Origin of the sequence: Paracoccus sp. (in: a-proteobacteria), from assembly GCF_030538695.1 — a bacterium.
In the GTDB taxonomy this organism is placed as follows: domain Bacteria; phylum Pseudomonadota; class Alphaproteobacteria; order Rhodobacterales; family Rhodobacteraceae; genus Paracoccus.
This window is the reverse complement of record NZ_JAUNTN010000001.1, coordinates 37178-63838: the sequence shown is the minus strand read 5'-3', so window position 1 is coordinate 63838 and position 26661 is coordinate 37178. Positions and strand designations below refer to the sequence as shown.

The window sequence follows — 26661 nt, the reverse complement described above, 5'->3', positions numbered from 1 at the left end:
GCCCGATGTCCGCCATCTCAACCGAACTTCCCCCGCGCTATCTGCGCACCAAGGAAGCCGCGCAGTTCCTCAGCCTGTCCGCTCGCACCCTGGAAAAGCACCGGACCTATGGCACCGGTCCCGCCTACCACAAGCTCGGCGGACGCGTGGTCTATTCGATCGAGGACCTGCAGGCCTGGGTCGGACGGGGCGCCGTGACCTCGACATCCGACCCGCGCGGGCAGGTCCTGCCGGCGAAACGCCACGCGCTCGCCAGCCTCCCGCAGCCCGGCCGCTTCGTGCGCTGACACAGCGGCAATGACGTCATGACCGATGGACGCAAACCCCGTTCCGAGCGCGGACAGCTCGATCTGTTCCGCGCGCTGCCCGGCGACATCGCCCCAAGAGATGCGCAGGATCTTATGGCCTATCCCTTCTTCTCCCTCGCCAAGTCGAAGCGCGTTGCGCCGATCGACTTTACCGCTGGCAGCGTCAGCATCCGGGTCGAGGCTGTTCCCGATCACGGCATGGCCACGATCTGGGATGCCGACATCCTGATCTGGGCGGCCAGCCAGATCGTCGAGGCGCGTGACGCGGGTCTGCGCACCTCCCGGCTGATGGCCGCCACTCCATACGAGATCCTCACCTATGTCGGCCGCGGAACCAGTGCGCGGGATTATCAGCGCCTGAAGGCGGCGCTGGATCGCCTGCAGTCGACGACGATCTCCACCTCGATCCGGCAGCCGGCTGAAGGACGTCGCCATCGCTTCTCCTGGATCAACGAATGGCAGGAGCGCAGCGACAGGGACGGGCGCCCGGATGGTATCGAGCTGATTGTGCCCGACTGGTTCTACCAGGCCGTGCTCGACAATGCGCTCATCCTCACCATTGACCGGGCGTATTTCGACCTGACCGGCGGGCTCGACCGTTGGCTCTATCGCCTGGTGCGCAAGCACGGTGGCCGCCAGCGCGATGGCTGGCGTTTCGACTTCCATCATCTTCACCAGAAGTCCGGGGCACTGTCGCCCTTCAAGCGGTTTGCCTTCGAGCTTCGCGACATCATCCGGCGGCAGCCGCTGCCGGGCTACACGCTCTTTCTCGAGACCGAGGTTGGTGGCCGCAAGCTGCTGGCCTTCGAGCCCGCGCCGGGCTGTGGAAAACCTGTGAATGCGCTCGTGCTATCGGGAACCCGGACTATCGTGCCATCAGGAACCGGGGTCTCGTGCTATCAGGAACCCAAACAGGGTGTAACGCACGGGAGTAAATGCGGAAATCGTCCCCTTAACTTAGAATCTAACGAAGACTCTAACTTTGAAGAGCGCGCGGATGGTGTGGAGAACATCATCCGCAGCGCAGCCGGGGGCCTTCGAAAGGCTGAGAAACCGGACGCATCAAGCATGCCTGGCGCTGCCGGATCGCTCCCGGACAGCCCCGCCTCCGACACGGTCCGTCGCCCCGTCTTGGCACGCCTTCCACTCGATCTCCCGGGAGATCGGTGATGAGTGTCATTCTGAGACCCGGCAAATTACCCGCGACTGAGGCTTCCTCTCTCAGCTTCGACGGTATGACCCGCGTCGAATTGATCTGGCTGGAGAAGCGGACCGAGTTCTGGATCCGGTTCGGCAACGGGGCAGGGGAGCAGGTCCTGGACCGCAGCCGACGTGTGGTCTCCTTCATGCCTGGTTCTGTCTTCGCCTTCGTCCGCTGGGCCGCAAATGACTATGGAACCGTCCTCTCGCGCATCGACATCGTGCGGACGATGGTGCCCGGCCGTTCCTATCAGACGCTGCCATTCGTGCGCCCAGGTGGCGAGATTTTGTTGAAGATCGAAGGCTGGCCCAAGGTCGAGAAGGTCCTCCGCCATGTCGATACCATCGAGGGTCTCGGCATCGATCCTGCCGACGTCGATCCCGATCACTGGCGCCATGTCGCCCACTGGATGAAGGCGGGCGAAGCTCCGCGACCCTATACGGCGGAACGCCATGCCGCATGGCTCCGGCGTCGGGAGATCGGAAAATGACCCGTGCCCGCTACATCATGGTGACGGTTGCGGCGCTTGCCGCCGTCATCGCCGGCAGCATTCCGACTGCGCCACGGCTGGTCTGGAACGCCTCGGCTAGCGTGCCGATTGGTCTCTACACCATCGCGCCAGCGGATCGGCTCAGGGTGCCAGATCTGGTCGTGGTCATGCCGCCCGAACCCCTTGCGGGTTTCATGGTCGCGCGCGGCTATGTCGGTCGCGATGTGCCGATCCTGAAGCACGTCACCGGGCTGCCGGGACAACGGGTCTGCCGTGACGGCGCCGCGATCACCGTCGATGGCAGAGACCTGGGGGAGGCGCGAGAGCGCGACAGCCAGGGCCGCGATCTTCCCGTCTGGCAGGGCTGTCGCACGATTGCCGAGGGGGAGGTCTTCCTGATGAACCCGGCGGTCGCTGACAGTTTCGACGGCCGCTACTTCGGCCCGTTCCCCACCTCGGCAGTGATCGGCCGGGCCAGTCCACTGTTCACCGATGAGCGCGGCGATGGCCGCCTCGTCTGGCACGCGCCGGAGCGGTGACGCGCGTCCACGGCGGGACGTGCAAGCGGCCTGCCTCCCATTCACCGCATGAGGAAGGAGCTTCCAATGCCACAGATCGGCCAATTCACACGCACCCCGTCCGGCTATTCCGGACAGGTTCGCACGCTCTCGCTCGACCTGGAGCTGACCTTTGTTCCAACCGATAACGTCGATGCCGAGAAGGCTCCTGCCTATCGTATCCACCTCGGTGACGAGGAGGGCCCGGAGGTTGGCGCTGGCTGGAAACACACCGGCGAAACCGCAGGGGCTTTCGTTTCGGTCGTGCTCGATGATCCGGTTTTCCAGCATCCGATCCGCGCCCGCCTGTTCCAGTCGGATGAGGAGGGCAGGGCATGGGGGCTGCACTGGACCCGCCCGAAGAAGCGCGATGAGCAGGACTGAAAATGACAATGTCCTGCACCCGTCCCGCTTCGGGGAGATGCGGCGCCCGCCGCCGCATGCTCCTCCTTCTTCTTTCCGGCCTCCTCATCCCGGTCACCGCCACGCAGCCGCTGTTGGCGCAAACCGATGCGCCCGATCACGCAATTGCCGTGCATCCCTACGCCGCCCAGGTCACCGAGGCATCGCAGCGCTTCGGCATTCCGACGACATGGATCATGGCCGTGATGCGGGCGGAAAGCGCGGGTGATGTGCGCGCGCTGTCGTCGGCCGGTGCGATGGGGCTGATGCAGGTCATGCCCGACACCTGGGCCGGGCTGCGCATCCGTCATGGCCTCGGCCGAGACCCTTTTGAGCCGCGTGACAACATCCTCGCGGGCACGGCCTATCTGCGCGAGATGTGGGACCGCTATGGCGATGTCTCGGCGATGCTGGCGGCCTATAATGCCGGTCCCGCCCGCTACGAAGAATACCGACTGGCGGATCGTCCGCTGCCTCCCGAGACACGTGCCTATGTCGCTGCGCTTGCACCCGTTCTGCTTGGCGAGCGGCCATCGGGCACCGCTATCACTGTAGCCCGACCGCGCGATTGGCGTGAGGCGGCGCTCTTCATCAGCCGCGACGACGGGACCTTTGCGACCGATCCTGTGTCGCCTCACCCGACGGTCGGCGCCACTCCTTCACCCGTCCCGGCGGTGCCGCAGGCGGGCATCACCCCGCAGCCTGAGGGCCTCTTTGTCCAGCGGGAGACTGGTGAGGTCCAGCCATGATCCGCGCGACGACACTTCGCATTCCGTCGTGCTCTGGCGTGTCTTGGAAGGCGCAAGGAGTGGTGGTGGGCACCACGACCGAAGGATGGCAGGATAAAAGGGCGCACGGTGCGCGGCGGTTGGGTGGTTGTTTTTGTTCATGTTTTCGCCGCGCTCCGCACCGTGTGGCGCGTGCGCGGACCGTGAGAGATGTGCCTAACGCTCTAATATTCAGTGCGATTTTGCACTGTGTGGGGACCTCCCATGCCCGATGATCGCGAGTTCCGCATCCGCCCGGGGCGTATCCGCTCCACCCGGGCGCAGCAGGCCCGGCCCTTCATCGCGCAGGCTCTGGCCGCTGCGAAAAAGGCCGGTGGTGGTGTCTCGCGGGCCGGGCGCGTCACCCCGGGCAATCGGTCCCGTTTCGGGCGCGGTCAGCGTGCCAGCATTCAGGCCAACCGCCTCATCACCGCCCGCACGCGCGGCGCGGTGGTCAAGGCGCGTGTGGTGCGGCACAGCGGGACGTCCGCGCCTCTCGGAGCCCACCTCGATTACCTGCGCCGGGACGGCGTGACCCGGGACGGGGAGAAGGCCAGACTCTTCGGATCGGGAACGGAGGATGCCGATGGCCGGACCTTTGCCGGGCGGTGTCGCGATGACCGTCATCATTTCCGCTTCATCGTCTCGCCCGACGACGCGCCGGACATGTCCGACCTGCAATCCTTTACCCGCGATCTCGTCGGGCGGATGGAGCAGGATCTCGGCACGTCTCTCGATTGGCTCGGCGTCGATCACTGGAACACCGCGCATCCGCATGTCCATCTGATCGTTCGGGGTGTGCGCGACGACGGCCAGGATCTCGTGATCTCGCGGGACTACATCAAGGAGGGGATGCGCGACAGGGCACGGGATCTCGTCACCCAGGAACTGGGCCCGCGCAGTGATCTCGACATCCGCCGGACGCTTGAACGTCAGATCGGGGCCGAGCGCTGGACGCAGCTCGATCGTCAGTTGCTGCGGGATGCGGGGCGTTCGCGCATCCTCGACATGGCGCCGGATGCGGATCGGCAGCCGGATGCGTTTCACACACTGAAGGTCGGGCGTTTGCGCCGGCTGGAAATGCTCGGGGTCGCCGACCAGATCGGACAGTCGCAATGGCACATCAGGAACGATGCCGAGGCGGTCCTGCGGGAGATGGGGGAGCGTGGCGACATCATTAAGCGGATGCATCGTGCCCTGACGGACCGGGGGATCGAGCGCGGGTCCTCGAGTTACGTCCTTGCCGCGGAGAGCCTCGATGTTCCCGTCATCGGTCGTCTGGTCCAGCGGGGCCTCGATGACGAGCTGAAGGGGACAGCCTATGCCGTGGTCGATGGTGTCGATGGCCGGAGCCACCATATCCGTCTGCCCCATCTCGACGCTGCCGGCGACAGTGCCCCAGGCTCTATCGTGGAACTCCGCACCTATGACGATGCGCGCGGCCAGCGTCGTGTCGCGCTGGCGGTCCGGTCCGACCTGGACCTCGCTGCGCAGGTGACCGCATCCGGGGCCACCTGGCTCGACCGGCAGGCCATCGCGCGGGAACCGCTCGCGCTGTCGGACCAGGGCTTTGGTGCCGAGGTCCGGCAGGCTCTGGAAGCCCGGGCCGATCATTTGACCTCGGAGGGGCTGGCCGAGCAGAGGGTCGGCAGAGTGGTCTTTGCCCGGCGCCTGCTCGGAACCTTGCGCGACCGGGAGCTGCAGGCGGTTGGCGAGCGGCTCTCAGGGGAAACCGGGTTGCCGTTCAGCAAGACGGGGGCGGGCGACTACGTCAGCGGCCTCTATCGTCAGCGTCTCGCGCTGGCCTCGGGTCGCTTTGCGATGATCGAGGGCTATGGCGCCGACGGCGCGCTCGGCTTCCAGCTCGTGCCGTGGTCCCCCTCCCTCGAAAAGCATCTCGGCCGGGATGTCACCGGCGTCGCACGCGGGGACGGAGGGGTCGATTGGGACTTCGGCCGCAAGCGCGGCATCGACCTCTGATCAAACACCGGAAAGGAGCGACAGTCATGTCCGCGACCAAGATCCTCTGGGGGCAGATCTCCATTGTCTTCCTCATCATTCTGGCCACCACCTGGGGCGCAACGCAATACGTGGCCGCGAGCCTTGGCTACCAGGCACAGCTGGGCCCGCCCTGGTTCGAGCTGTTCGGGACGCCCGTCTACTATCCTCCCGCTATCTTCTGGTGGTGGTATTTCTATGAGGCCTACGCGCCGCCGGTCTTCGCGACAGGCGGGATCATCGCCGCCTCGGGGGGCTTCATCGCCATCGGAGTGGCCATCGCCATGTCGGTCTGGCGCGCCCGCGAGGCCCGCAACGTTGCGACTTACGGATCTGCCCGATGGGCCGAGAAGGGTGAGGTGAAGGCGGCCGGTTTGCTGGACCAGGATGGTGTGGTCCTCGGTCGCTATGACCGGGAATATCTGCGCCACGATGGGCCGGAGCATGTGCTCTGCTTCGCCCCGACGCGATCCGGCAAGGGTGTCGGGCTCGTCGTCCCCACTCTTCTCACCTGGCCCGGCTCGGCCATCGTTCATGACATCAAGGGCGAGAACTGGCAACTGACCGCCGGGTTCCGCGCCCGGCACGGTCGGGTCCTCCTCTTCGATCCGACCAATCCGAACTCTTCGGCCTACAACCCGCTGCTGGAAGTGCGCCGTGGGGAGTGGGAGGTTCGCGATGTCCAGAACATCGCCGACATCCTCGTCGACCCCGAGGGGAGCCTGGAGAGGCGAAACCACTGGGAGAAGACCAGCCACAGCCTGCTCGTCGGTGCTATCCTGCATGTGCTCTATGCCGAGAAGGATAAGACGCTGGCCGGTGTCGCCAACTTCCTGTCCGACCCGCGGCGTCCTGTAGAGTCGACGCTGCGCGCCATGATGCGGACGCCGCACCTGGGCGAGGCGGGGCCGCATCCTGTGGTCGCCAGTGCTGCCCGCGAGTTGCTCAACAAGTCCGAGAATGAACGCTCGGGAGTGCTGTCGACGGCGATGTCATTCCTCGGCCTCTATCGCGACCCTGTCGTCGCCCAGGTCACGCGCCGCTGCGACTGGCGGATCGGTGACATTGTCGGGGGAGTGCGCCCCGTCACGCTGTATCTCGTGGTGCCGCCATCTGACATCAATCGCACCAAGCCGCTCATCCGTCTGATCCTCAATCAGGTTGGCCGACGCCTGACCGAGGATCTGCAAGGCAAGGATGACCGTCATCGGCTGCTTCTGATGCTCGACGAGTTCCCGGCGCTCGGTCGCCTCGACTTCTTCGAAAGTGCGCTCGCCTTCATGGCGGGATACGGGCTGAAGAGCTTCCTCATCGCCCAGTCGCTGAACCAGATCGAGAAGGCTTACGGCCCGAATAATTCGATCCTCGACAATTGCCACGTCCGGGTGAGCTTCGCGACCAATGATGAGCGTACGGCCAAGCGGGTGTCCGACGCTCTCGGCACCGCCACCGAGATGAAGGCGATGAAGAACTATGCCGGCCACCGCCTGGCGCCTTGGCTCAGCCATCTCATGGTGTCCCGGTCGGAAACCGCGCGGGCCTTGCTCACGCCCGGAGAAATCATGCAGCTGCCGCCATCCGACGAGATTGTCATGGTGGCCGGCACACCACCGATCCGGGCGACAAAAGCACGGTATTACGAAGATGCGCGGTTCACCGAGCGGGTCTTGCCGCCACCCGACTTGGAGGAAGTGGGCGTCTCGGGAGAGGATGACTGGAGCAGTCTGGCAGTGCCCACGCAAGATGACGAGCTGGAGCCAGTCTCCAAGGTGGGATCGGAGGATGAGGACCCGACAGCGTCGGAGCGCCGTCTTCAGCCGGAGCTGGCGCAGCCTCAGCCGGTTGACAGGCAGACGCCTCTCGAGAACGAGTTTGAATTCGACCCACCCGAGGAAGACGAGGATGGCGCTATCCGCAATCGCCGCATCATGCAGCAGATGCGCGGTGTCGCGCGCCAGGTCTCCCTCAATCCCGATGACGGCATGGAGCTTTGATCATGACCTCGAGCCGCAAGAAGACGAAGATCTCGGTCTATCTCGATCCTGAGGTCATGCAGATGCTGGTAGACTTCGCTGCCCGGCGCGACAGATCCCAGTCGATGGTGGCCGAGGCCGCGATCGCATCCTTCCTCTCCCCGGATGACGCAGAGCGCCGCGAGGCGGTTCTCGCGAGGCGCCTGGATCAGATCGACAGACGGATCACCCGGCTGGAGCGCGATGTCGGCATCTCCGTCGAAAGCCTGGCGGTGTTCATCCGTTTCTGGCTTGCGACAACACCGGCTCTGCCGGAACCCGCAGCCAAGGCAGCACGGGCGAAAGCAGGGGAGCGCTACGAGGCGTTTATCTCGGCTCTCGGTCGGCGTCTGGCCCAGGGGCCGAAGCTGCGGCAGGAGGTGTCGGAGGATGTGGACGGCGGCGGGGCAGCAGGTGGCTGAAAAGATGTCACCTGCCTCAGCCGCAAAGATCGGGACTGTAGGAGTGATCCTCATGATCGACCTGATCGGCCCACTGCTGCCACTAGCGGCGCCAAGACGGGCGCTGCGCCGTAGCTTCCCAAGTGGGCCGTCTGTCGACCGTGCGCTCTTCTGCACTACAGTTGGAAGGTTTCTTTCATGTATTCTGATCAAGGTGACTGCTCAACGCCGGCGAAGAGAAAGTTGCCAAAGAAGGGCCGCGCGGCAGGGCTGAAGCTGGCATTTTGACATATAATTTCAACTAATAAGTTCGCACGATCCGGGCGCCGGAGCCATCGTTTACCAACTCATAGTCCCGTCTCGATAAGTCTATGTCAGCCTCGCCAGGCACCGAGGCGCTCTGAGCGATCTGAAAGCCTGCGGGATCCAGCCAGATAATGCCATCAGGAGTGGGCACGGGCCGAACCGCATACCGACTGAGTTTCCCTTCCACTTCGGTGAAGCTTGCACTCACTGTCCTAGACGTTGCCGCGACCCGATCCGGCTTAGGCAATGACCTGTACCATTCGAGAAAGAGCTGCGGGTCGATCAAGTCCTCATCTGAAATCGGTGCGCCTCGTTGAACTAGCCATAAGTCATAATCCACACGTCGTGCAGCGCCTTCGTCCCTTGTTCCGACGATCCCCTGTGCGAGCGAGAAGGCGACAAACGGATCCAATGTTCCCCAACGTAAAAGCTCACGGAACCAGAAACCGATCCATGGCAAGCCGCTAGTTGCTCGCCACGTGTCTAGACTCGGCACCTCAAGCTCGCCGGCACCTGCATTCCACGCTTCTGCAACGGCAGCGCCCACTGCCACCCCGAGACGAAATTCCAGATTGTTTGCAACAAATCCCTGCCATCGTCTCAACTCCACCGGCGGTGGCGGTGGCGCACCTTCGCGTTGTAACCACCAGCCGGCTACCTCGTGCCAGCGCCCGATTAGTGCGGTTTCAGTAGCCCCACGTGAAGTAAACCCGAACCCTCGACCGGTTCGTACCAATTCCCCGATCTGCCAAAAAAGGGTAAAGCGCGCCTCCGGCGATCGCCGGCCATAATCGGCTGCTGCCTTGAGGACGGTGTTGATCTGAGGCGACACCTGCTGGAACTGGCGACCGACATAGGGGGTGAAGCCGATTTGATAGAGGGTTCGCCGCTGAACCGGGTCGGGATATAGACGCTCGACCACAGCTTGGCCGCGTTTGATGAAGGCTGCCTCCATCCAGCTCTCCACAGCACTTGAATATCGGGTGAAGGTCCGTTGCCACACACGACTCAGGGCGGCTTCGAGCGACGCCGCAGACAAGCCTTCCAGCTTCTCGATTTCGTCGACGGCAGCGATGATTATACCATCGAGCTCGTCAAGGCTGTCACCTAGCATGTCGAGCAGTGCAGGCGAACCGACGCCAAGATCAGTCCCGATCCCCTCGGGCATCGTCTGCTCAAGGAAATTGTGTAGGTCGGCCACGGTTCGCAGTCCGAGGTGATCCCGCAACTTTGTCCAGATCGACGCCAGCAATGTCTGCAGCGGCGCATAGACCACGAGGTCGGCCGACTCCTCGAGCGCCAGTAGATGGAGCATCCGGTTGAGGTTTGCGACATAGGCGTCACGTTGTCTGCGCTGCTCGTCTTGCTTGCTCGCCGCCGTCGCGCTGTTCGCCATTGGCACGCAGACCAAGGTAAGGCCTTCCATCGCTTCCGCCGCCCCGGGCCGTCCTGCGCGCCCAGCGAGGTTGCGGAATTCCGAGGTAGGAATGATGTCGGTTACCGGCGCGCCATTAGTGCCGAACTCGACGATACGCTCTAGGCTCGGGAGAATAATAAGATCGAAAGGTAGGTTGACCCCTTCGGTCAATGTCGCGGTGGCGACCGTGATCGGACACACCTGCTTATCAATCAGTTCAACCATTAGGCGCCGCAGTCGTTGCGGCATCTGACCATGGCTAGTGGCGATGCCGCGATCAAGTAGGCGGACCTCGCTTGACCCCTCGCCGCAATAGTCGACACAGGCCGCGCGCGCCTCATCGAACAGCCGCCGCGCATCCTCAGTTCTCGGCGCAAAGGGGGCGATTGCAGACCACCCCGCCAGATCAAAGGCTTCGGCATAGCGCCGCATTACGCGATCTGGGCCCTGAGTAATCGACACCAGTATACGCCGACCGCTCGGGGCGAGATGCAGCGCCGTCCATAGCGCGTGGATCTGTACATAATGATGCAGGCTGTTTTTCACCCCCGCTGGCGGGTCAGGCATCGGCGGCAAGCCGAGCGCGAGGAACACGGGTGCATCGCGACCTCGCACATAAAGTGGCTGCCCGTTATTCAGTTCCAAAGTGATGAAAGGGGACTGATTAGGGCGGCATTCCAGCACCCCGACCAGCTGACGACTACTTCGATAGCCGAGACCTACCGGGACAGCAGCGTCATCACCCTCAATCCATCGCGATACCGGTGGTGCTGCGCCGCCGGCAACGGCAGTAAGTGCGATCCGCGCTATGTTCGGCTTGAGCACGAGGATACGGGATACCAAGCTTTCAAGTCGAATGGATCGATCGCCGTGTGCCGCGAGGTCGCGCATTGTCTTGGGCGTTCCCGCCACCACTACCTGATGCGCCTCGTCGATGATGAGCAAAGCTAGACGATAAATTAGCAGCGTACCCAAGTAGCGCATCAGCGCCTCGGCTTTTTCGACGGTGGCGATGAGAACCGTGGGCGTTTCGGTCGTTAGCCAGTTATCGGTGATGCCCCAGTCAGTCCCTCCGTAGAGGCCAGTGATCACGATGTTCTCGCCTCGGAACTCGGAACTGAGTTTTGCTTCGACCTCACCTGCCAACGCGCGAGATGGTACGAGATAGAGGGCGAGCCGCCCCGGTGCTCCGGGTTCGGGAGGTGTAAGTAGCAGCTCTTTGACGAGCGCGAGATTGGCAACCATCGTCTTGCCTGAGCCCGTCGGAGTGCAGAGGGCGAAGGCGTTTCCATCCGTTAGTCGCTCGATCCCCTGAATCTGCGAGGCCCACAACACGCCGCGTCCACGTCCAAATTGCTCGCGTGCAAAGCGGCGTAGCTGATTGGCTGCCGCTGGCGTGTCTTCAACGAGAGCTGTAGCACGTCGATGCAGACTATTCCGCACGAAGCGTTCGGCTGCTGCCAACACCAGGCGCAGCATTACCCATGTCTCATCATTGGTCCAACGTGTGGCGATATCGGCCAATGTTTTCAGCTTCTCTAGGGCGATTCCCGTTCGGGTCTGTTCGCCCCGCCGCAGGCTTTCAGCCAACAAACCGAGCGAGCGGATAGTCTCTACGACGAGGTACCACGCGAGAGGGCTGAAGGATGCCTGACGAGGGGTATCCTGTTCCTCCGCATCCGATTCTCTGCCTGGCTCCGGCATCGGTGGAAAAGATCCCCCGGCGCTGTCTTCGGCGGCATCCAGCAGGTGTGCGGAGCCATCTCGCCTCGTGAGCTCGAAATTTTCCTGCCAGAAGATCGCAGTGCGCCCCAGGACAGAATCAAAGTCACAGGACAGGAATGCGACAATGATGCCGCCAGCACCGCCTACCTGAGAGCGCCGCAAAATTCCCGTTGCCATCGCTGGAAGCCCGGCTAGTTGATAGGCGCCTGCAGCAAGAACCTCTGTGGGAACCTCCCGTGTAACCTCATCGTGTGATCGCGAGAGCCATTCGAGCAATTCTCCTGCTCGGCGATAGCAGGATGCCGCCGCTTCGCTATCGGGGCCGTCAGTATCCTCGAAGATGCCAGCTGCATGTAACAGCCGCCGCGCGTCGCTGAACAGCTCAAGCGACTGACGTTGCGTCCAGGTCAGCGGCTGGACGCCCCAACTGTTTTGTATCGAGCGCACGAACAAGCGCGCTTGCTGGGCCGTTAGCGCATTTTCGATTGCGTGACCTAAGCGAAAGCTTTCCGCCAGTGCCCTCCGTTCCTCGTCAAGCTCCGCCATTGGTCTTCCAAAGTGATGCGTAGAGTCGTTCGATCATGTTCTCGCCGCCCAAGAGCACGATCTCGACGATCTGCAGCGGCCGCCCAGCCGTATAGTCCGCGGGAGGCATCGCTGTCGGAAGCAGAGCGGTGCCGACCGCGCGCGTCGCCGCACGATTGCCGGCGATCAACACCATGTCAGTGCGCGGCGGCCCAACATCCGTTAGGAGCGCCTCGTCTAGTGAAAAGATCGTGTGGGCATATCCGTCGCGATCCTTGATCTTCAGGAGATCGCAGATCTGCTGAATTCCCTGAGGGATCAGCAGGGCTGTGTTGATGTCGTTCCAGACGCCATTGTCGGCCCACACCCGCGCTGCGCCTTTACCCTGGCCGTCGCCCTTCATGATCGTGTCAATCGTCGAGGCCGTTAGATCGGCGCGCCATTTTGCTTCCCCCGCGATAAAGGCCAAAACGGTTCCGTCCACAGCGAGTTCAAGGCCGATGAAGTCATTGCCAGGGCGTCCGTGCACTTCCTTGACCCGTGCTGGATCTCGCACGAGATCGAAGATGTATCGCGCGACCGGGGCATGCTCACGGAAAAGGAAGATCGGCACGCTCCATGTCTTGCCCCCGACTAGGCTGTAGTTTTCCGCTACGATCCCGCACATGACCTCACCAAAAAGGCCGCGGATCGTCTTTGGTGGGAGGCAATTGGGATAGATTGCATGATCTCCCCTTTCGCCATCTTCGGGATGAAGTGAAATCCGGGCGGCCGCATGAAACACCTCGCGTGCGTCCTGATGGGCCGACTCAAAATAAGGGCGCAGTTCAGCTATGTCAGCATCTGAAAGAGCAGTGACCTGCTGCTCGAGAAGCAGGTGGCCGTAGGAACCCGATCCGGCAGTCGTTGGGTGCAAGATGCGCGCAAGAGTGGCAGATGGAGGTGGTTCGGTGTGCAGCATATCAGGGCGTACTCATCTTAGAATACCTACATGAACAGGCGATATGGATAGACATTTCGCGGGAGGTCCGGGACGTTCGCTATCGTGCGGGCGAGTTTCTGCGAATAGCGAATGCTAACCGGCACAGGGTCGTAAAGCGCGTCGTTATTCCAATCCATCTTAGTCAACGCCAGCACCTCATGAGCGGTCAATTCGAGCGGTCCGCTGCCGGCATGACGGATCAGTTGTAGCGGCCGGGGGATGCTCTTCTTGCCCTGATAGTAATCGCCTTTGGTCGAGACCTCGGGAGCATTGCCGGCCACCCATACCAAGGCAGAATTGCCCGTGCGGATCACCATCGTCCCGCGCGGCACGGGAAATCCAGAGGGTTTTGACAGCGGTTTCTCCACCCCCGACTTGATTAGCCAGACGCCGCGCCAGCACGATGCCGAGTTGACCTCGACACACTCTATCTCCGCTACACCAGCAAGCGCGTCGAACGCACCCTCGATTTCGGCCTCTTTGAAGGCTGTCGTTTTGTGAATGACCATGCGTTTTGGTAGGTTGCCACCATTGCGACCCTGATAGAGTTCCAGGCTACGGGCGAGGACTGCGCGCATATCGTCCCGACTAAGAAAGGGGTTCCTGCGAGCCTCGGCTACGTCAGCCACCGGGTCTCGCGCCTCGAACGCAACGAACTGCATGCCGCCGCCGTCCATGTCAAAGACCTGAGAGCAGCACGTCACATAATCCACGTCTTGCTGGTCACCGCGCAGGGCATAGGCCAACCCGATGTAGGCGGTATCCGCAGGCACGCCTTTCAGTGGCGCAAGCTTCCACGGCGTGCCCGCAGCCTTCACATAGAGTGCGGTCGACAGACGCCAAGCAAGTGAAGCCTTGTAGCTGAAGGTGAAGACGCGATCATTCAGGACTTGGGTCGGAATATTATACTTAGCACCCAAAGCTTTAAGCACGTCGTGTGCGTCAAAGAATTTTCCACGTGTCGCCGTGTCCCAGCTCTCGGGAAAGTGGACCAGCACAACGTCGAATTCGTTGCAAACGGCGTCGAGGCGGCGGAGCGCGGCATCCATTGTAAAAAATAGGCGCTGCTGGGCAGTGCCGGCTCCCGGCAGCTGGTCGAGGTGTTCCGGCCACTTGATGTGCGCGCTCGCGGGCGCGGCTTCGAGCGACACGCGGAACAGGCGCTCGAAACCGGGATATTCCGGTACATATTCTGATCGGTCGGAAGGGCGATGCACGCCCCACAACAGCTTCATCAAGTCGCCACGACGATGGAAAGCGCTCTCCGGGCCAACCGTCGAAATTCGAATGCGGGGTGTGTATCCGCTAAATGACCCTTTCGAATACGGCCCGAAATTAAGGAGACCGCGCAACGGATGGACATCTATCTGGTTGGTGTCGGATGGCGAAAACGACAGGTTTGGCTCCTCCAAGAGCGTGAATGGCGGCAGCTCGGTGAGGGCTGGGTTCCCCATCATTTTCTCCTGTCGAAGTAGCTATGGTGATGCGACGGTCGGCTAAACCCCGTCACGGGCGACACTTTGAATACGGCATCAATGCCAGTGCCATCTTCGAGGCCGAAAGCGCTTCGAGTCGTGCCCCCTGTTTCGGTTAGAAGCTGAGCCCAGGCTCCAATAATGCTGGCCCAATTCCTATTGTAGCGCGGAGCCCATCGCTCGCGGCGCCAGTCGCCGGCAGGATCGCCTCGGTGCTCGGCTCGTATACCCATTTCAGTCGGAGCTTTTTCGGCGACCAGCCCCTCCGCACCATCCGTTTGGGAGGTGTCTTGCCGGGGAAACTGGACGAACGTGTAGGGCTCGAAGCCGCACCACCACTTCCCATCTAGCTGTTCCAGCTTGAGGTGGATGCCCTCCTGAAACGGGAAACCAAGCTTAGGTACTGCACCAAACAGACTAGTGCCGTACGCATTGCGTAACCGGGATAGGATCTGTTGCTGGCCCCGCGTTCGCTCAGGATCATCGCAGTCGCGCGGTGCGGCAACGACGAGCGAATGGCCGGAACGCCTATAACGTGGGATGAGCGGGCGTTGTCGGGCGAGAGATCGTACGAGCGTGTCGTAGAGCAAACCGGTGGCCCAGCTATCGGCGACGGGATCTAGTTCGATCGTTCCAGCGAGCGATGGGCCAAGCGGAGCCAAGGCGTCCAGGATTTCCTGGTCACGCCCAAACACTGCTAGCTCACGTCCCAAAGCGGCCGCTGTTGCGCGATATCCCTTCGCTTTGAAGAACTCGCGGACCTCGACCGATGTCGTTGATTGGTTGAGCCTGATGCGTCTGGCTACGGTCGGCATCGATTGCAGCAGAATTGCCGAATAGCGCAGCACCGGGAAGGCGCGGGCTTTGGCATGTGGAATCTGAACGGGCACGAGGCGCGGTGTAGGTCGCCCCTCCATCACGCGATCTAGAAGCGGTTGGGGGAGGTCGGATATCTTGATGATATCGGCAGCCAGTTCGTCGAAGGTCGCGCACTCAACGACAGCCACGTCCACGCCAGCTGCTCCGGCGCGCTCCAAGAATTCGATCACTGCGGGCAGTAAACGCGAAGCTGAAGAGGTGAGCCAGTACACTCCGTTCGGAAATGGCGAAGGCGCATCTAGAACCGTGTTCAGCGCCTCCATGATCGAAGCGTCGCGTCCGCTATAACCGACGAAGATCATTCCGAAGCGCTTGCCGGATTCCACCAGCACATGCCGCATCCGGGCATCCTGTTCCTCCAGTTCCGATCCCGTGTTCTTAATCGCGATCGACTGATAATCACCGTGGAGCTTAGCGACCAACGGCCAGTCCGATTCATTGAGGCACCGCATGGCACGGTCGGCAGAATCGATCGCCGCCACAGTTGGGCGGTTCTGGTTATCTACTGGCAAAATCCCATTTGCCGAAAGCGTCGACTCCTCGATCAGCGGATCGAAATTGGTCGTAAAAACGCAATCGACCTTGCCGGCAGCCATAAGACTGCCAAGCACCTTATGTCCAAAACAGGGAGTCCCCTTGGAGATCGCATCGTCTATGTACTGTCGGCGATGCCGGGCCTCAGGATAAACCGCTTCGAAGGCCTTGGCATATTCCGTAGGATCACCGTCAGGCGGCAACAGCGAGTTTTGGCGGAAAAAGGCATCGATCCTGTCGATCCAGATCGGGTCAGCGGTGTCGATCTCGCGCTTTGACAGGTTTGCTTCGCGACAAAAGATCTGCGCCTTGAAATCGCGGATCATGGCATAGCCGGTCGGAATACCGGAGGCGGCCGATGCACCGGCTCCGAGAAACCATGTCAATAGATTTGGTCTTAGTGCGAAGGCGGTCGCGAACTGAGCGGCGCTAATATTCGGGATGGAACTGATTTTTCTCTCCTGTGGCAATGTACGCGCTATGGGAACTCCGGTACTTCGAAGCTCTGGACTATGCTAAGTGAATGCAACAGGATTATCTGTCCCAGATAGCAAACCAGCGGGTAATCCTTTGCGCGGCATGTGACGATAGCACCCGCCCCGCCGCGCCAACGTCAAACGGTTTTTCTCAACTTGCGGGATCTTCATCGTCTCGAGTCAAGCATGACCCCATTCCCGGGCTCCCTTCGCCTGTCATGCTGCCATGCCATCAGTCCGCTCTCTGCACTCAACACCACGTTCTAGCGACGGTTATCATGACGCGTTCCCCGTGGCATGGGCTAGGGTACGATCCGCCGATTCCCTGTCTTTACACGCCACGCTACTACGCCCCTCGGAACTCTGTTGAGTCCTAGGCTTTTACGGCTTCTTTAATCGACCCCGATCCAGGGCGGCCTGTTGGAGGCGCCCGTGAGGGAACGGGGCCGGCATGGCGAAGACCGATCAGAGACCAGAAGTGATCCGGAGAGGCGCGCGGATGCTGCGCACCGCGCTCGGGCCGGCGATCGCCGGGTTTCTGGACGACCCCATGACCGTCGAGGTGATGCTCAACCCCGATGGGCGGCTCTGGGTCGACCGACTTTCCGAGGGGCTGGCCGACAGCGGCAAGACGCTGAGCGCAGCGGACGGCGAGCGTATTGTTCGCCTCGTCGCCCATCATGTTGGCGTCGAAGTTCATGGCCTGGCTCCTCGCGTTTCCGCAGAATTGCCGGAAACTGGCGAGCGCTTCGAGGGGCTCCTGCCTCCCGTGGTTGCCGCTCCGGCTTTCGCCATCCGCAAACCCGCCGTCGCCGTCTTCACCCTTGAAGATTACGTCACCGCCGGGACCATGACCTTGATGCAGGCCGAGGCGCTGCGCCAGGCGGTGGCGGACCGTGCTAATATCCTGGTGGCTGGCGGCACCTCGACCGGCAAGACAACGCTGACCAATGCGCTGCTCGCCGAGGTGGCCAAGACCTCCGATCGCATCGTGATCATCGAAGACACCCGCGAACTGCAATGCGCCGCGCCGAATCTCGTGGCGATGCGCACCAAGGACGGTGTTGCCAGCCTGTCCGATCTGGTGCGGTCCTCGCTGCGTCTGCGCCCCGATCGTATTCCGATCGGTGAGGTGCGTGGCGCCGAGGCACTGGACCTGCTCAAGGCCTGGGGCACCGGCCATCCTGGCGGGATCGGCACCATCCATGCCGGTTCCGGGATTGGCGCGCTGCGCCGTCTCGAGCAGCTCATCCAGGAAGCCGTCGTTACCGTGCCCCGCGCCATGATCGCGGAGACCATCGACCTCGTGGCCGTCCTGTCCGGACGCGGCTCCGCACGTCGTCTGGCCGAACTCGCCCGCGTCAAGGGCCTCGGGCCGGACGGCGACTACCGGATTTCACCTGCCATTTCAGATCCCACCACTCACGAACAAGGAGATCCCGAATGATCCGTCACGCCCTGCGCATCCGCCAGCACATCGCCACTGCGGTCGCCGCCACTTACGTCAGCCTGTTCATCGCTCCGGCCGCTCATGCCTCCGGGTCTTCCATGCCCTGGGAAGCGCCTCTGCAATCCATCCTCGACTCCGTTGAGGGGCCGGTCGCCAAGATTGTGGCGGTGATCATCATCATCGTCACTGGCCTGACGCTGGCCTTCGGCGATACCGGCGGCGGTTTCCGGCGGCTGATCCAGATCGTATTCGGGATTTCCATCGCCTTTGCGGCCTCGTCCTTCTTCCTGAGCTTCTTCAGCTTCGGTGGCGGAGCGCTGATCTGATGGCGCTGAGTTTCGAAGCCCTCGACGCCATACCGGGGTTCAGCGTGCCGGTTCACCGCGCGCTGACCGAGCCGATCCTCCTCGGCGGAGCCCCACGCTCGGTCGCCATTCTGAATGGCACACTCGCAGGTGCGGTCGGCCTCGGACTTCAGCTCTGGCTGGTCGGGATCCTGATCTGGGCCGTTGGCCACATCGCTGCCGTCTGGGCGGCCAGGCGCGATCCGCTCTTCGTCGAGGTCGCCCGCCGCCATCTGCGCATTCCCGGTCATCTCTCGGTGTGAACTCCCATGATGAATCTCGCAGAATACCGTCGCACCGCCTCGCGCCTTGCCGACTACCTGCCTTGGGTCGCGCTGGTCGGGGAGGGCGTGGTCCTTAACAAGGATGGCTCGTTCCAGAGGACGGCGAAGTTTCGGGGGCCCGATCTGGACAGCGCGGTCGCGGCCGAACTGGTCGCGGTCGCCGGACGACTGAACAACGCCTTCCGCCGCCTCGGCTCCGGGTGGGCGATCTTCGTGGAAGCACAGCGCTCTGAGGCCGCGACGTATCCGGTGAGCATCTTTCCGGATGCGGCATCGGCGCTGGTCGATGCCGAGCGCAAGGCCGAATTCGAGGAGGAGGGGAGCCATTTCGTCTCCGGCTATTTCCTGACGCTCCTCTGGCTTCCGCCTGCCGAGGACGCGGCGCGTTCGGAGTCCTGGCTCTACGAGGGCCGCGAGACCTCAGGTGTGAACCCCTGGGAACAGGTGCGCGGTTTCATCGACCGCACCGATCGCGTGCTGGCGCTGCTCGACGGCTTCATGCCGGACTGCCACTGGCTCGATGACGCCGCTACGCTGACCTACCTGCATTCGACGATTTCGACCAACCGGCACCGCGTGCGCGTGCCCGAGGTGCCGGTCTATCTCGACGCGCTCTTGCCCGACCAGCCGCTGGCCGGCGGGCTGGAGCCGCGTCTGGGCAATCACCATCTCCGCGTCCTGACGATCACCGGCTATCCCGGCGCCACGACCCCGGGCCTGCTCGACGAGTTGAACCGGCTGGCCTTTCCCTATCGCTGGTCGACCCGGGCCATTCTCATGGACAAGCTGGACGCAACCAAGCTGCTGACCCGGATACGCCGTCAGTGGTTTGCCAAACGCAAGAGCATCGCCGCGATCCTCAAGGAGGTGATGACCAACGAGCAATCCGCGCTGGTCGATACAGACGCGGCGAACAAGGCCGCTGACGCGGATATGGCCTTGCAGGAACTCGGCGCGGATCTGGCTGGTATGGCCTATGTCACGGCCACGATCACGGTCTGGGACGAGGACGTCCGCCGCGCTGACGAGAAACTGCGGCTGGTCGAGAAGATCGTCCAGTCCCGCGATTTCAGCGTCATGGTCGAGACGGTCAATGCGGTCGATGCCTGGCTCGGAAGTTTGCCCGGGCATGCCTATGCCAATGTCCGGCAGCCTCCGGTCAGCACATTGAATCTCGCCCATATGATCCCGCTCTCGGCGGTCTGGGCGGGGCCGGAACAGGATGAGCATTTCGGCGACGCTCCGTTGCTCTACGCCAGGACCGAAGGCTCCACCCCGTTCCGGTTTTCTCTCCATGTCGGCGATGTCGGGCACACACTCGTCGTCGGCCCGACCGGCGCGGGCAAATCCGTGTTGCTGGCGCTGATGGCGCTTCAGTTCCGGCGGTACTCGCGCAGCCAGATCTTCGCCTTCGACTTCGGCGGTTCTATCCGCGCCGCCGCGCTTTCCATGGGCGGCGACTGGCATGACCTCGGCGGAGAGCTGACCGACGCGGACGAGAGTTCCGTCTCGCTACAGCCGCTGGCCCGCATTCACGAGACGTCGGATCGCGCTTGGGCGGCTGACTGGATTGTCGCCATCCTGACGCGCGAGAACATCCAGATTACCCCGGATGTGAAGGAACATATCTGGACGGCACTGACCTCGCTGGCCTCGGCCCCTGTGGGCGAGCGGACCATCACCGGCCTCGCGGTCCTGCTGCAGTCCAACGACCTGAAGCAGGCGCTCCGCGCATACTGCGTCGGTGGACCCTATGGCCGGCTGCTCGATGCCGAGACCGAACAACTGGGATCGGCGGATGTGCAGGCCTTTGAGATCGAGGGGCTGGTGGGAACTGGCGCGGCGCCCGCCGTCCTCTCATACCTGTTCCACCGGATCGGTGATCGGCTCGACGGACGACCCACGCTGCTCATCATCGACGAGGGTTGGCTCGCGCTCGATGACGATGCCTTCGCGGAGCAGCTCCGCGAGTGGCTGAAGACGCTGAGGAAGAAGAACGCCTCGGTGATCTTCGCGACGCAGAGCCTCAGCGACATCGATGGCAGTACCATCGCGCCGGCGATCATCGAAAGCTGCCCGACGCGGCTCCTGCTGCCGAACGAGCGGGCCATCGAGCCTCAAATCACCGCGATCTATCGCCGCTTCGGCCTCAATGACCGGCAGATCGAGATCCTCGCGCGAGCCACGCCCAAGCGCGACTACTACTGTCAGTCGCGGCGCGGCAACCGGCTGTTCGAGCTGGGTCTCAGCGATGTCGGACTCGCACTCTGCGCGGCGTCGTCCAAATCGGATCAGGCGCTGATTGCCGAAATCTGCGCCGGGCACGGCCAAGACGGCTTCCTCGCCGCCTGGCTGAAGGCGCATGGCCTCGATTGGGCCGCCGACCTGATCCCCGACCTCACCAATCTCGCCATCGACGCAGAAGGGGAATCTCCGGCCTCCGCTGTTGTTGAGGACGCCGACATCGACCTTGAAGAAGAGGAAGTCACACCATGACACGCAAGATTACGTTTCGGTTCGCCGGCCCGTCGCTGTTCGCCCTCGCGCTGGCGATGCCCATGGCCATGTCGCCCATCGCAGCGCCCCCCGCCCATGCGCTCTTCGGCATCGGCGGGGGGCCTTTCATCGTCTACGACCCGACCAACCATGCCGAAAACCTCCTGACCGCGGCGCGCGCTCTGGAGCAGATCAACAACCAGATCGCACAGCTCCAGAACGAAGCGCAGATGCTGATCAACCAGGCGCGCAATCTCGCCAACCTGCCGTATTCCGCGCTCCACCAAATCCAGCAGAACGTCAGCCGCACACAGCAACTCCTGGCCCAGGCGCAGAACATCGCCTTCAACGTGCAGAGCATCGACCAGATGTTCCAGCAGGACTATGGCAACCTCTCCCTGACGGCGACCGACCAGCAGCTGATCGCTGAGGCCCGGTCCCGTTGGGAGAACACCGTTGGTGGTCTGCAGGATTCGATGCGCGTGCAGGCCGGAGTCGTTGGCAATATCGAAGCCAATCGTGCCGAGATGTCCGCGCTCGTGGGGCAGAGCCAGAACGCTGTCGGTGCTCTGCAGGCCACGCAGGCGGGCAACCAGCTCCTCGCGCTGCAATCGCAGCAGCTCTCGGATCTGATCGCGGTGATCTCGGCAAACGGTCGCGCCAACGCGCTGACCGAGGCCGAGCGTGCCACCGCTGCAGAACAGGGCCGCATCCAGCGCGAGCGCTTCCTGACGCCGGGCGCGGGCTACCAGCCCGGCAACGCGCAAATGTTCAACTGAGGCCGGGAGGGGAGACGATGGAGGGGAAGGTGCTGGCCCGGATCGCGGCCATCGCGTTCGTGGCGATCGCGATCACAGCCACGGTGATCGAGATGACACGCGAGGAAGCTCCCGTGCCGGCCAGCACCGCGCCCGCGCTCCAGCCGTCTGCCGATCCTCTCCGCGCGACGCTGCGCCGGTGCCAGCAGCTTGGCGTGGCCGCTTCCAGCGATGCCGATTGCCTCGCCGCCTGGGCCGAGAGCCGGGACCGGTTCCTCGGCCGGATGCCTGCACCCGAAGCGCCACAGCGGTCGGGAGGCCAGTAAGCCATGGGCGGAACCGGCGTCATCGACAACTTCCTGGGCATCTTCACCAGCTACATCGACAGCGGGTTTGGGCTGCTCGGGGGTGAGGTGGCCTTCATCGCCACCACGCTGATCGTCATCGACGTGACGCTGGCGGCCCTGTTCTGGGCCTGGGGCGCCGATGATGACATCATTGCCCGACTGGTGAAAAAGACGCTCTTTGTCGGGGTCTTCGCCTATATCATCTCCAACTGGAACAACCTCGCCCGGATCGTCTTCGAGAGCTTCGCGGGTCTCGGTCTGATGGCCTCGGGCACCGGGTTTTCCGCCGCCGATCTTCTGCGCCCCGGCCGCGTCGCCCAGACCGGGCTCGAGGCCGGACGTCCGCTGCTCGAAAGCATCTCCGATCTGATGGGCTGGGTCGCGGTCTTCGAGAACCTCATCCAGATCCTCTGCCTGTTCTTCGCCTGGGCGCTGGTGATCCTGGCCTTCTTCATCCTCGCCGTGCAGCTCTTCGTCACCCTGATCGAGTTCAAGCTCACCACGCTCGCCGGCTTCGTGCTGATCCCCTTCGGCCTCTTCGGCAAGACCGCCTTCATGGCCGAGCGCGTGCTGGGCAACGTCATCTCGTCCGGCATCAAGGTTCTGGTCCTCGCCGTGATCATCGGCATTGGCTCGACGCTCTTCGGCCAGTTCACTGTCGGTTTCGGCGGCGCGACGCCGACCATCGATGATGCCATGGCGATTGTTCTGGCTGCCCTCTCTCTGCTGGGCCTCGGTATCTTCGGCCCCGGCATCGCCTCGGGTCTGGTGTCCGGCGGGCCGCAACTCAGCGCGGGGGCCGCCATCGGCACCGGCCTTGCCGTTGGTGGTGCTGCGATCGGGGCCGGAGGGGCGACCGTGCTGGCGGCACGCGGAGCCGGGTCCGCACTCTCCGGTGGTACCGCCCTGGCACGCGGCGGCGCAGCCGCGGCGGGCGCTGCTTCGAGCGCCTACACCCTCGGCTCGATGGGTGGTGGAGGTCTCCCCGGCGGGATGGCTGGTGTGGCCCGCGCCGGGGCCGCTGCCGCGGCATCACCGCTCAAGAAGGCGTCCTCTCGCGCGGCTGGCGGGATCCAGTCCAGCTACGCCGAGGGCGTCAAGAGCGGTGTTGCGGCGACGTGCGGAACCACCTCGATGGGCACAATCGGCGGAGCGGCGCCTGAGCCTGGCAGATCCAGCCCGTCCGCCTCCGATGGCCCGCCAGCCTGGGCGAAGCGCATGCGGCATAGCCAGGCCGTGAGCCATGGTGTGCGCGCTGCCGCACACGCCGTCCGGTCGGGTGACAGTCACGGCTCGGGCTCCTCCGTCAATCTCTCCGAAAGGGATCGCTCATGAACCTCTTCAAGCGTTCCGCCACGCATTATGGCAAGACACCTCAACCAGAAACGCCCTATCAGAGGGCCGCGCAGGTCTGGGACGAGCGCATCGGCTCCGCCCGTGTTCAGGCCCGCAACTGGCGCTACATGGCCTTTGGCAGCCTGATCCTGGCGGCGGGATTTGCTGGCGCCCTGGTCTGGCAATCCGCACGCGGCACGGTAGTGCCCTGGGTCGTTCAGGTCGATGCGCTCGGCGAGGCCCAGGCGGTCGCGCCAGCCTCCGCCGACTACGAGCCGACCGATCCGCAAATCGCCTTCCATCTCGGCCGTTTCATCGAACAGGTCCGCTCCATTCCGGCCGACCCGATCATCGTGCGGCAGAACTGGTTGCGCGCCTATGAGTTCACCACGGATCGCGGGGCGGCCGCGCTCAACGACTTTGCCCGCGCCAACGACCCGTTCACCCGCGTCGGTCGCCAACAGATCGCTGTCGAGGTGTCCTCTGTCATTCGGGCCTCGCCGGGATCGTTCCGCGTCGCCTGGACCGAACGGCACTACGAGAACGGCCAGCTTTCCGCGACCGAGCGCTGGACCGCGATCCTGACCGTCGTGATCCTGGCCCCGCGCAGCGCCGAGCGCCTGCGCGCCAACCCCCTCGGTATCTACGTCAATGCGATCTCCTGGTCGCGGGAGATGAGCCAATGACTGAAACGCATGTTCGTGCAATCAAGTCTTCGAGCGTCAACAAGCCCACCTTGGTGGCGTTGCTGCTATCCGCGTCCGTGCTAGCAGGGTGCGCCCGCAACCCGGTGCCGGAATTCAGCTACGACGAGTCCGTGCCGCCGCTGCCCACTCCGCCCGCCTCGGCTGCCGAGGAACGCCCTCGGCCCTTGCACACGCCGCCAGTCTGGACTGTGGCGCATGGCGGAGCGGCGGCAGGCACACCAACCGGTCGTGTCGAAAACGCCAATGCCGCCGCCCGGGTCGAACCGCGCCGCGAGGGCTATTACAATGCGATCCAGATCTATCCCTGGTCGGAAGGAGCCCTCTATCAGGTCTATGCCGCGCCGGGACAGATCACCAACATCGCACTCGAGCCGGGCGAGCGTCTGACCGGCGCGGGCCCGATCGCCGCGGGAGATACCACGCGCTGGATCATCGGCGACACGGAGAGCGGGTCCGGGTCCACCGCCCGCGTCCACATCCTCGTCAAACCGACGCGGGACGACATCTCGACCAATCTGGTGATCAGCACTGACAGGCGGGTGTACATGGTCGAGCTGCGTGCCCGTGAGGCGCTCTACATGCCCTCGGTCGCCTGGGCCTATCCGGCAGCGCCGCGTGCTGGGCGACAGGCTGTGGCGACCGCGCCGGCCATCCCGGCGCCCTCGGCCCGCAATCATCGTTACGGCCTGCAGATTCAGGGTGAGAGCCCGCCCTGGCGCCCGGTTTCTGTCTTCGACGATGGCCGTCGCGTCTATGTCGTCTTCCCGGCTGGCATCGCCCAGGGCGAGATGCCGCCGCTCTTCGTGCTCGGCGCGGACGGAGAGCCGCAGATCGTCAACAGCCGCATTCACCGGAACGTTCTGATCGTGGATCGCCTCTTCGGCGCCGCCGAGCTCCGGCTGGGCGCAGGAGACCGCCAGCAGGTGGTCCGGATCCTGCGCATGGAAGAGCGCGAGGCGGATGCAAGGACGGAGGGGGATGCGCGAAGGGGAGGGGCGTCATGACTGAAACCGATCCTGCAGCTCCGATGCGTCTGCGTCCCAATCCGCCGCGCGTGACCCGGCTGTCGCGCAAGGTTCTGGCCGGTGTCGGAGCGGTCGCCCTGTTCGGCATTGGGGGCGCGCTGATCTATGCGCTCCAGACCCGTGAGGCCGGGCCGGGAGGTGGAGAACTCTATTCCATCGACAACCGACCGGCCGCGGACGGCCTGGAGGGGTTGCCGTCCGACTATACCGGACCGGTTCTGGGACCTGCACTGCCCGGTGACCTCGGGCGACCGATCCTCGATGCGCAGGAGCGGGGAGTGCCCGTGACCCCGCCGCCAATTGTGGGCCCGACCGTCGATCCGGAAGCGGAGCGCCGCAGGGCAGAGGAGGAAACCGCGCGTCTGAGCGGTGTCTTCTTCCAGTCGGCAACTGGCAGGGCAACGACGGCCGGGGCCGGCGTGAACCTTCCGGGCCTGGGTGGCTCCGAGCAACCTGAGGGGAGCCGGCATACGGCTTTCCTCAACGGTCCGGTGGACCGGCAGACCGTCGCATCCGATCGCATTCAGCCGCCAGCCTCGCCGTACATCCTTCAGGCGGGAGCGGTGATACCCGCCGCGCTCATCACCGGCATTCGTTCCGATCTCCCGGGGCAGATCACCGCACAGGTCACCGAGAATGTCTATGACAGTCCCACCGGATCGCTGCTCCTGATCCCGCAGGGAACCCGCATCATCGGCCAATACGATGACGGTGTGACGTTCGGCCAACGCCGCGTGCTGCTGGTCTGGAACCGCCTGATCCTTCCCGGAGGCCGGTCCATCGTTCTCGAACGTCTGCCGGGTGCGGATGCGAGCGGCTATGCCGGCCTCGAGGATGGCGTTGACTACCACTGGTGGGATCCTATGCGCGCAGCGGGTCTGTCCACGCTGCTCGCGATCGGCGCCAACCTCGCCACCGATGACGAAGACCGCCTGGTCCAGGCGATCCGCAATGGCGCTGTGGACACGATCAACCAAGCCGGTCAGCAGATTGTCCAGCGTCAGCTGCAGGTCGCGCCTACCCTGACCATCCGTCCGGGGTTCCCGGTCAGGATCATCGTCACCCGCGATCTCGTATTCGAACCCTCAGGAGGTTGATCATGTCGAAGTTGAAGCTGGGACCTCTGCCCGATGACAAGCCGGTGAAAGTGACGGTGGAATTGCCCGCGTCCGTTCATCGCGATCTTGTCGCCTATGCGGAGGTGTTAGGGCGGGAGACAGGCCAGCCTGTCGCCGATCCTGTCCGGCTGATCGTGCCGATGCTGGAGCGGTTCATGGCCACGGATCGCGGGTTCGCGAAGGCGAGACGCGTGTCCACTAAGAGCGAAGCATGAAATAAGCTCACACTGCGTGAATGTATTTTCACTCGAGCGGTGAGCTGACCCGGCTGATATTGCCTTCAATCGAACTCAGCTCGCATGAGCTGAGCGGGGCTGCAGTGAATGCTGTGCCCCGCTTCCT

24 protein-coding genes are annotated in these 26661 nt (G+C 63.5%); 20 read left to right on the top strand and 4 right to left on the bottom strand.

The features are described 5' to 3' along the window. Positions 1 to 5 precede the first annotated feature (5 nt). From Q4G24_RS00325 to Q4G24_RS00285, 9 genes are all read left to right on the top strand, one after another. On the top strand, positions 6 to 287 hold the full coding sequence (locus tag Q4G24_RS00325) for an AlpA family transcriptional regulator (protein WP_303364503.1): 282 nt from the start codon (positions 6 to 8) through the stop codon (positions 285 to 287). Positions 288 to 305: 18 nt separating this feature from the next. Beyond that, positions 306 to 1478, top strand: coding sequence for a replication initiator protein A (locus Q4G24_RS00320; protein ID WP_303364502.1), 1173 nt, complete (start codon positions 306 to 308; stop codon positions 1476 to 1478). Further along, positions 1478 to 1999 (top strand): DUF2840 domain-containing protein, encoded by a 522-nt coding sequence (locus tag Q4G24_RS00315; RefSeq protein ID WP_303364501.1) that lies wholly within the window; start codon positions 1478 to 1480, stop codon positions 1997 to 1999. Before Q4G24_RS00320 ends, Q4G24_RS00315 begins: the two co-directional genes overlap by 1 nt. Further along, on the top strand, positions 1996 to 2538 hold the full coding sequence (locus Q4G24_RS00310) for a S26 family signal peptidase (RefSeq protein WP_303364500.1): 543 nt from the start codon (positions 1996 to 1998) through the stop codon (positions 2536 to 2538). The genes Q4G24_RS00315 and Q4G24_RS00310 overlap by 4 nt, the downstream gene beginning before the upstream one ends. Positions 2539 to 2604: 66 nt before the next feature. Further along, on the top strand, positions 2605 to 2940 hold the full coding sequence (locus tag Q4G24_RS00305) for a DUF736 domain-containing protein (RefSeq protein ID WP_303364499.1): 336 nt from the start codon (positions 2605 to 2607) through the stop codon (positions 2938 to 2940). 2 nt (positions 2941 to 2942) lie between these two features. Continuing rightward, the gene (locus Q4G24_RS00300; protein ID WP_303364498.1) at positions 2943 to 3707 is read left to right on the top strand and encodes a lytic transglycosylase domain-containing protein; all 765 of its coding nucleotides are present in this window, start codon (positions 2943 to 2945) and stop codon (positions 3705 to 3707) included. 243 nt (positions 3708 to 3950) lie between these two features. Beyond that, complete coding sequence (locus Q4G24_RS00295) at positions 3951 to 5705, top strand: VirD2 family relaxase/mobilization nuclease (RefSeq protein WP_303364497.1); 1755 nt, start codon at positions 3951 to 3953, stop codon at positions 5703 to 5705. Between the two features lie 26 nt (positions 5706 to 5731). Continuing rightward, positions 5732 to 7717, top strand: a complete 1986-nt coding sequence (locus Q4G24_RS00290) for a conjugal transfer protein TraG (RefSeq protein WP_303364496.1) — start codon at positions 5732 to 5734, stop codon at positions 7715 to 7717. A gap of 2 nt (positions 7718 to 7719) precedes the next feature. Next, positions 7720 to 8157, top strand: a complete 438-nt coding sequence (locus Q4G24_RS00285) for a CopG family transcriptional regulator (protein ID WP_303364495.1) — start codon at positions 7720 to 7722, stop codon at positions 8155 to 8157. A 280-nt stretch (positions 8158 to 8437) separates the two neighbouring features. Here the strand turns inward: Q4G24_RS00285 and Q4G24_RS00280 are convergent, their stop codons facing one another. From Q4G24_RS00280 to Q4G24_RS00265, 4 genes are read right to left on the bottom strand one after another with little or no spacing between them, the layout of a single operon-like run. Then, a complete protein-coding gene (locus Q4G24_RS00280) occupies positions 8438 to 12130 on the bottom strand; it encodes a DEAD/DEAH box helicase (RefSeq protein ID WP_303364494.1) in 3693 nt (1230 codons plus the stop codon). Beyond that, entirely contained in the window at positions 12117 to 13070 is a 954-nt protein-coding gene (locus Q4G24_RS00275) for a hypothetical protein (protein ID WP_303364493.1), read from the bottom strand. The genes Q4G24_RS00280 and Q4G24_RS00275 overlap by 14 nt, the downstream gene beginning before the upstream one ends. A 26-nt stretch (positions 13071 to 13096) precedes the next feature. After that, positions 13097 to 14545, bottom strand: a complete 1449-nt coding sequence (locus Q4G24_RS00270; RefSeq protein ID WP_303364492.1) for a hypothetical protein — start codon at positions 14543 to 14545, stop codon at positions 13097 to 13099. Next, positions 14545 to 16305, bottom strand: a complete 1761-nt coding sequence (locus tag Q4G24_RS00265) for an SIR2 family protein (protein ID WP_303364491.1) — start codon at positions 16303 to 16305, stop codon at positions 14545 to 14547. The genes Q4G24_RS00270 and Q4G24_RS00265 overlap by 1 nt, the downstream gene beginning before the upstream one ends. Positions 16306 to 16906: 601 nt before the next feature. Here Q4G24_RS00265 and trbB point away from each other — a divergent pair. Genes trbB through Q4G24_RS00210 form a run of 11 tightly spaced genes read left to right on the top strand, consistent with a single transcriptional unit; the run spans position 16907 to position 26534 of the window. Beyond that, complete coding sequence (trbB, locus tag Q4G24_RS00260) at positions 16907 to 17902, top strand: P-type conjugative transfer ATPase TrbB (RefSeq protein WP_303364490.1); 996 nt, start codon at positions 16907 to 16909, stop codon at positions 17900 to 17902. Beyond that, positions 17899 to 18231, top strand: coding sequence for a TrbC/VirB2 family protein (locus Q4G24_RS00255; protein ID WP_028092936.1), 333 nt, complete (start codon positions 17899 to 17901; stop codon positions 18229 to 18231). Before trbB ends, Q4G24_RS00255 begins: the two co-directional genes overlap by 4 nt. Further along, complete coding sequence (locus Q4G24_RS00250) at positions 18231 to 18512, top strand: VirB3 family type IV secretion system protein (RefSeq protein WP_303364489.1); 282 nt, start codon at positions 18231 to 18233, stop codon at positions 18510 to 18512. The genes Q4G24_RS00255 and Q4G24_RS00250 overlap by 1 nt, the downstream gene beginning before the upstream one ends. Before the next feature lie 6 nt (positions 18513 to 18518). Continuing rightward, positions 18519 to 21029, top strand: a complete 2511-nt coding sequence (gene trbE, locus Q4G24_RS00245) for a conjugal transfer protein TrbE (protein ID WP_303364488.1) — start codon at positions 18519 to 18521, stop codon at positions 21027 to 21029. Next, a complete protein-coding gene (gene trbJ / locus Q4G24_RS00240) occupies positions 21026 to 21808 on the top strand; it encodes a P-type conjugative transfer protein TrbJ (RefSeq protein ID WP_303364487.1) in 783 nt (260 codons plus the stop codon). Before trbE ends, trbJ begins: the two co-directional genes overlap by 4 nt. Before the next feature lie 17 nt (positions 21809 to 21825). Beyond that, positions 21826 to 22113: a putative entry exclusion protein TrbK-alt gene (gene trbK-alt, locus Q4G24_RS00235; RefSeq protein ID WP_303364486.1), complete on the top strand. Its 288-nt coding sequence runs from the start codon at positions 21826 to 21828 to the stop codon at positions 22111 to 22113. A gap of 3 nt (positions 22114 to 22116) precedes the next feature. Next, positions 22117 to 23469, top strand: coding sequence for a P-type conjugative transfer protein TrbL (trbL, locus tag Q4G24_RS00230; protein WP_303364485.1), 1353 nt, complete (start codon positions 22117 to 22119; stop codon positions 23467 to 23469). Further along, positions 23466 to 24155, top strand: coding sequence for a conjugal transfer protein TrbF (gene trbF / locus Q4G24_RS00225; RefSeq protein ID WP_303364484.1), 690 nt, complete (start codon positions 23466 to 23468; stop codon positions 24153 to 24155). Before trbL ends, trbF begins: the two co-directional genes overlap by 4 nt. Beyond that, positions 24152 to 25180, top strand: a complete 1029-nt coding sequence (gene trbG, locus Q4G24_RS00220; RefSeq protein WP_303364483.1) for a P-type conjugative transfer protein TrbG — start codon at positions 24152 to 24154, stop codon at positions 25178 to 25180. Before trbF ends, trbG begins: the two co-directional genes overlap by 4 nt. Further along, the gene (locus Q4G24_RS00215; protein ID WP_303364482.1) at positions 25177 to 26298 is read left to right on the top strand and encodes a TrbI/VirB10 family protein; all 1122 of its coding nucleotides are present in this window, start codon (positions 25177 to 25179) and stop codon (positions 26296 to 26298) included. Before trbG ends, Q4G24_RS00215 begins: the two co-directional genes overlap by 4 nt. A gap of 2 nt (positions 26299 to 26300) precedes the next feature. Next, positions 26301 to 26534 (top strand): DUF2274 domain-containing protein, encoded by a 234-nt coding sequence (locus Q4G24_RS00210; RefSeq protein WP_303364481.1) that lies wholly within the window; start codon positions 26301 to 26303, stop codon positions 26532 to 26534. Positions 26535 to 26661: the final 127 nt, after the last annotated feature.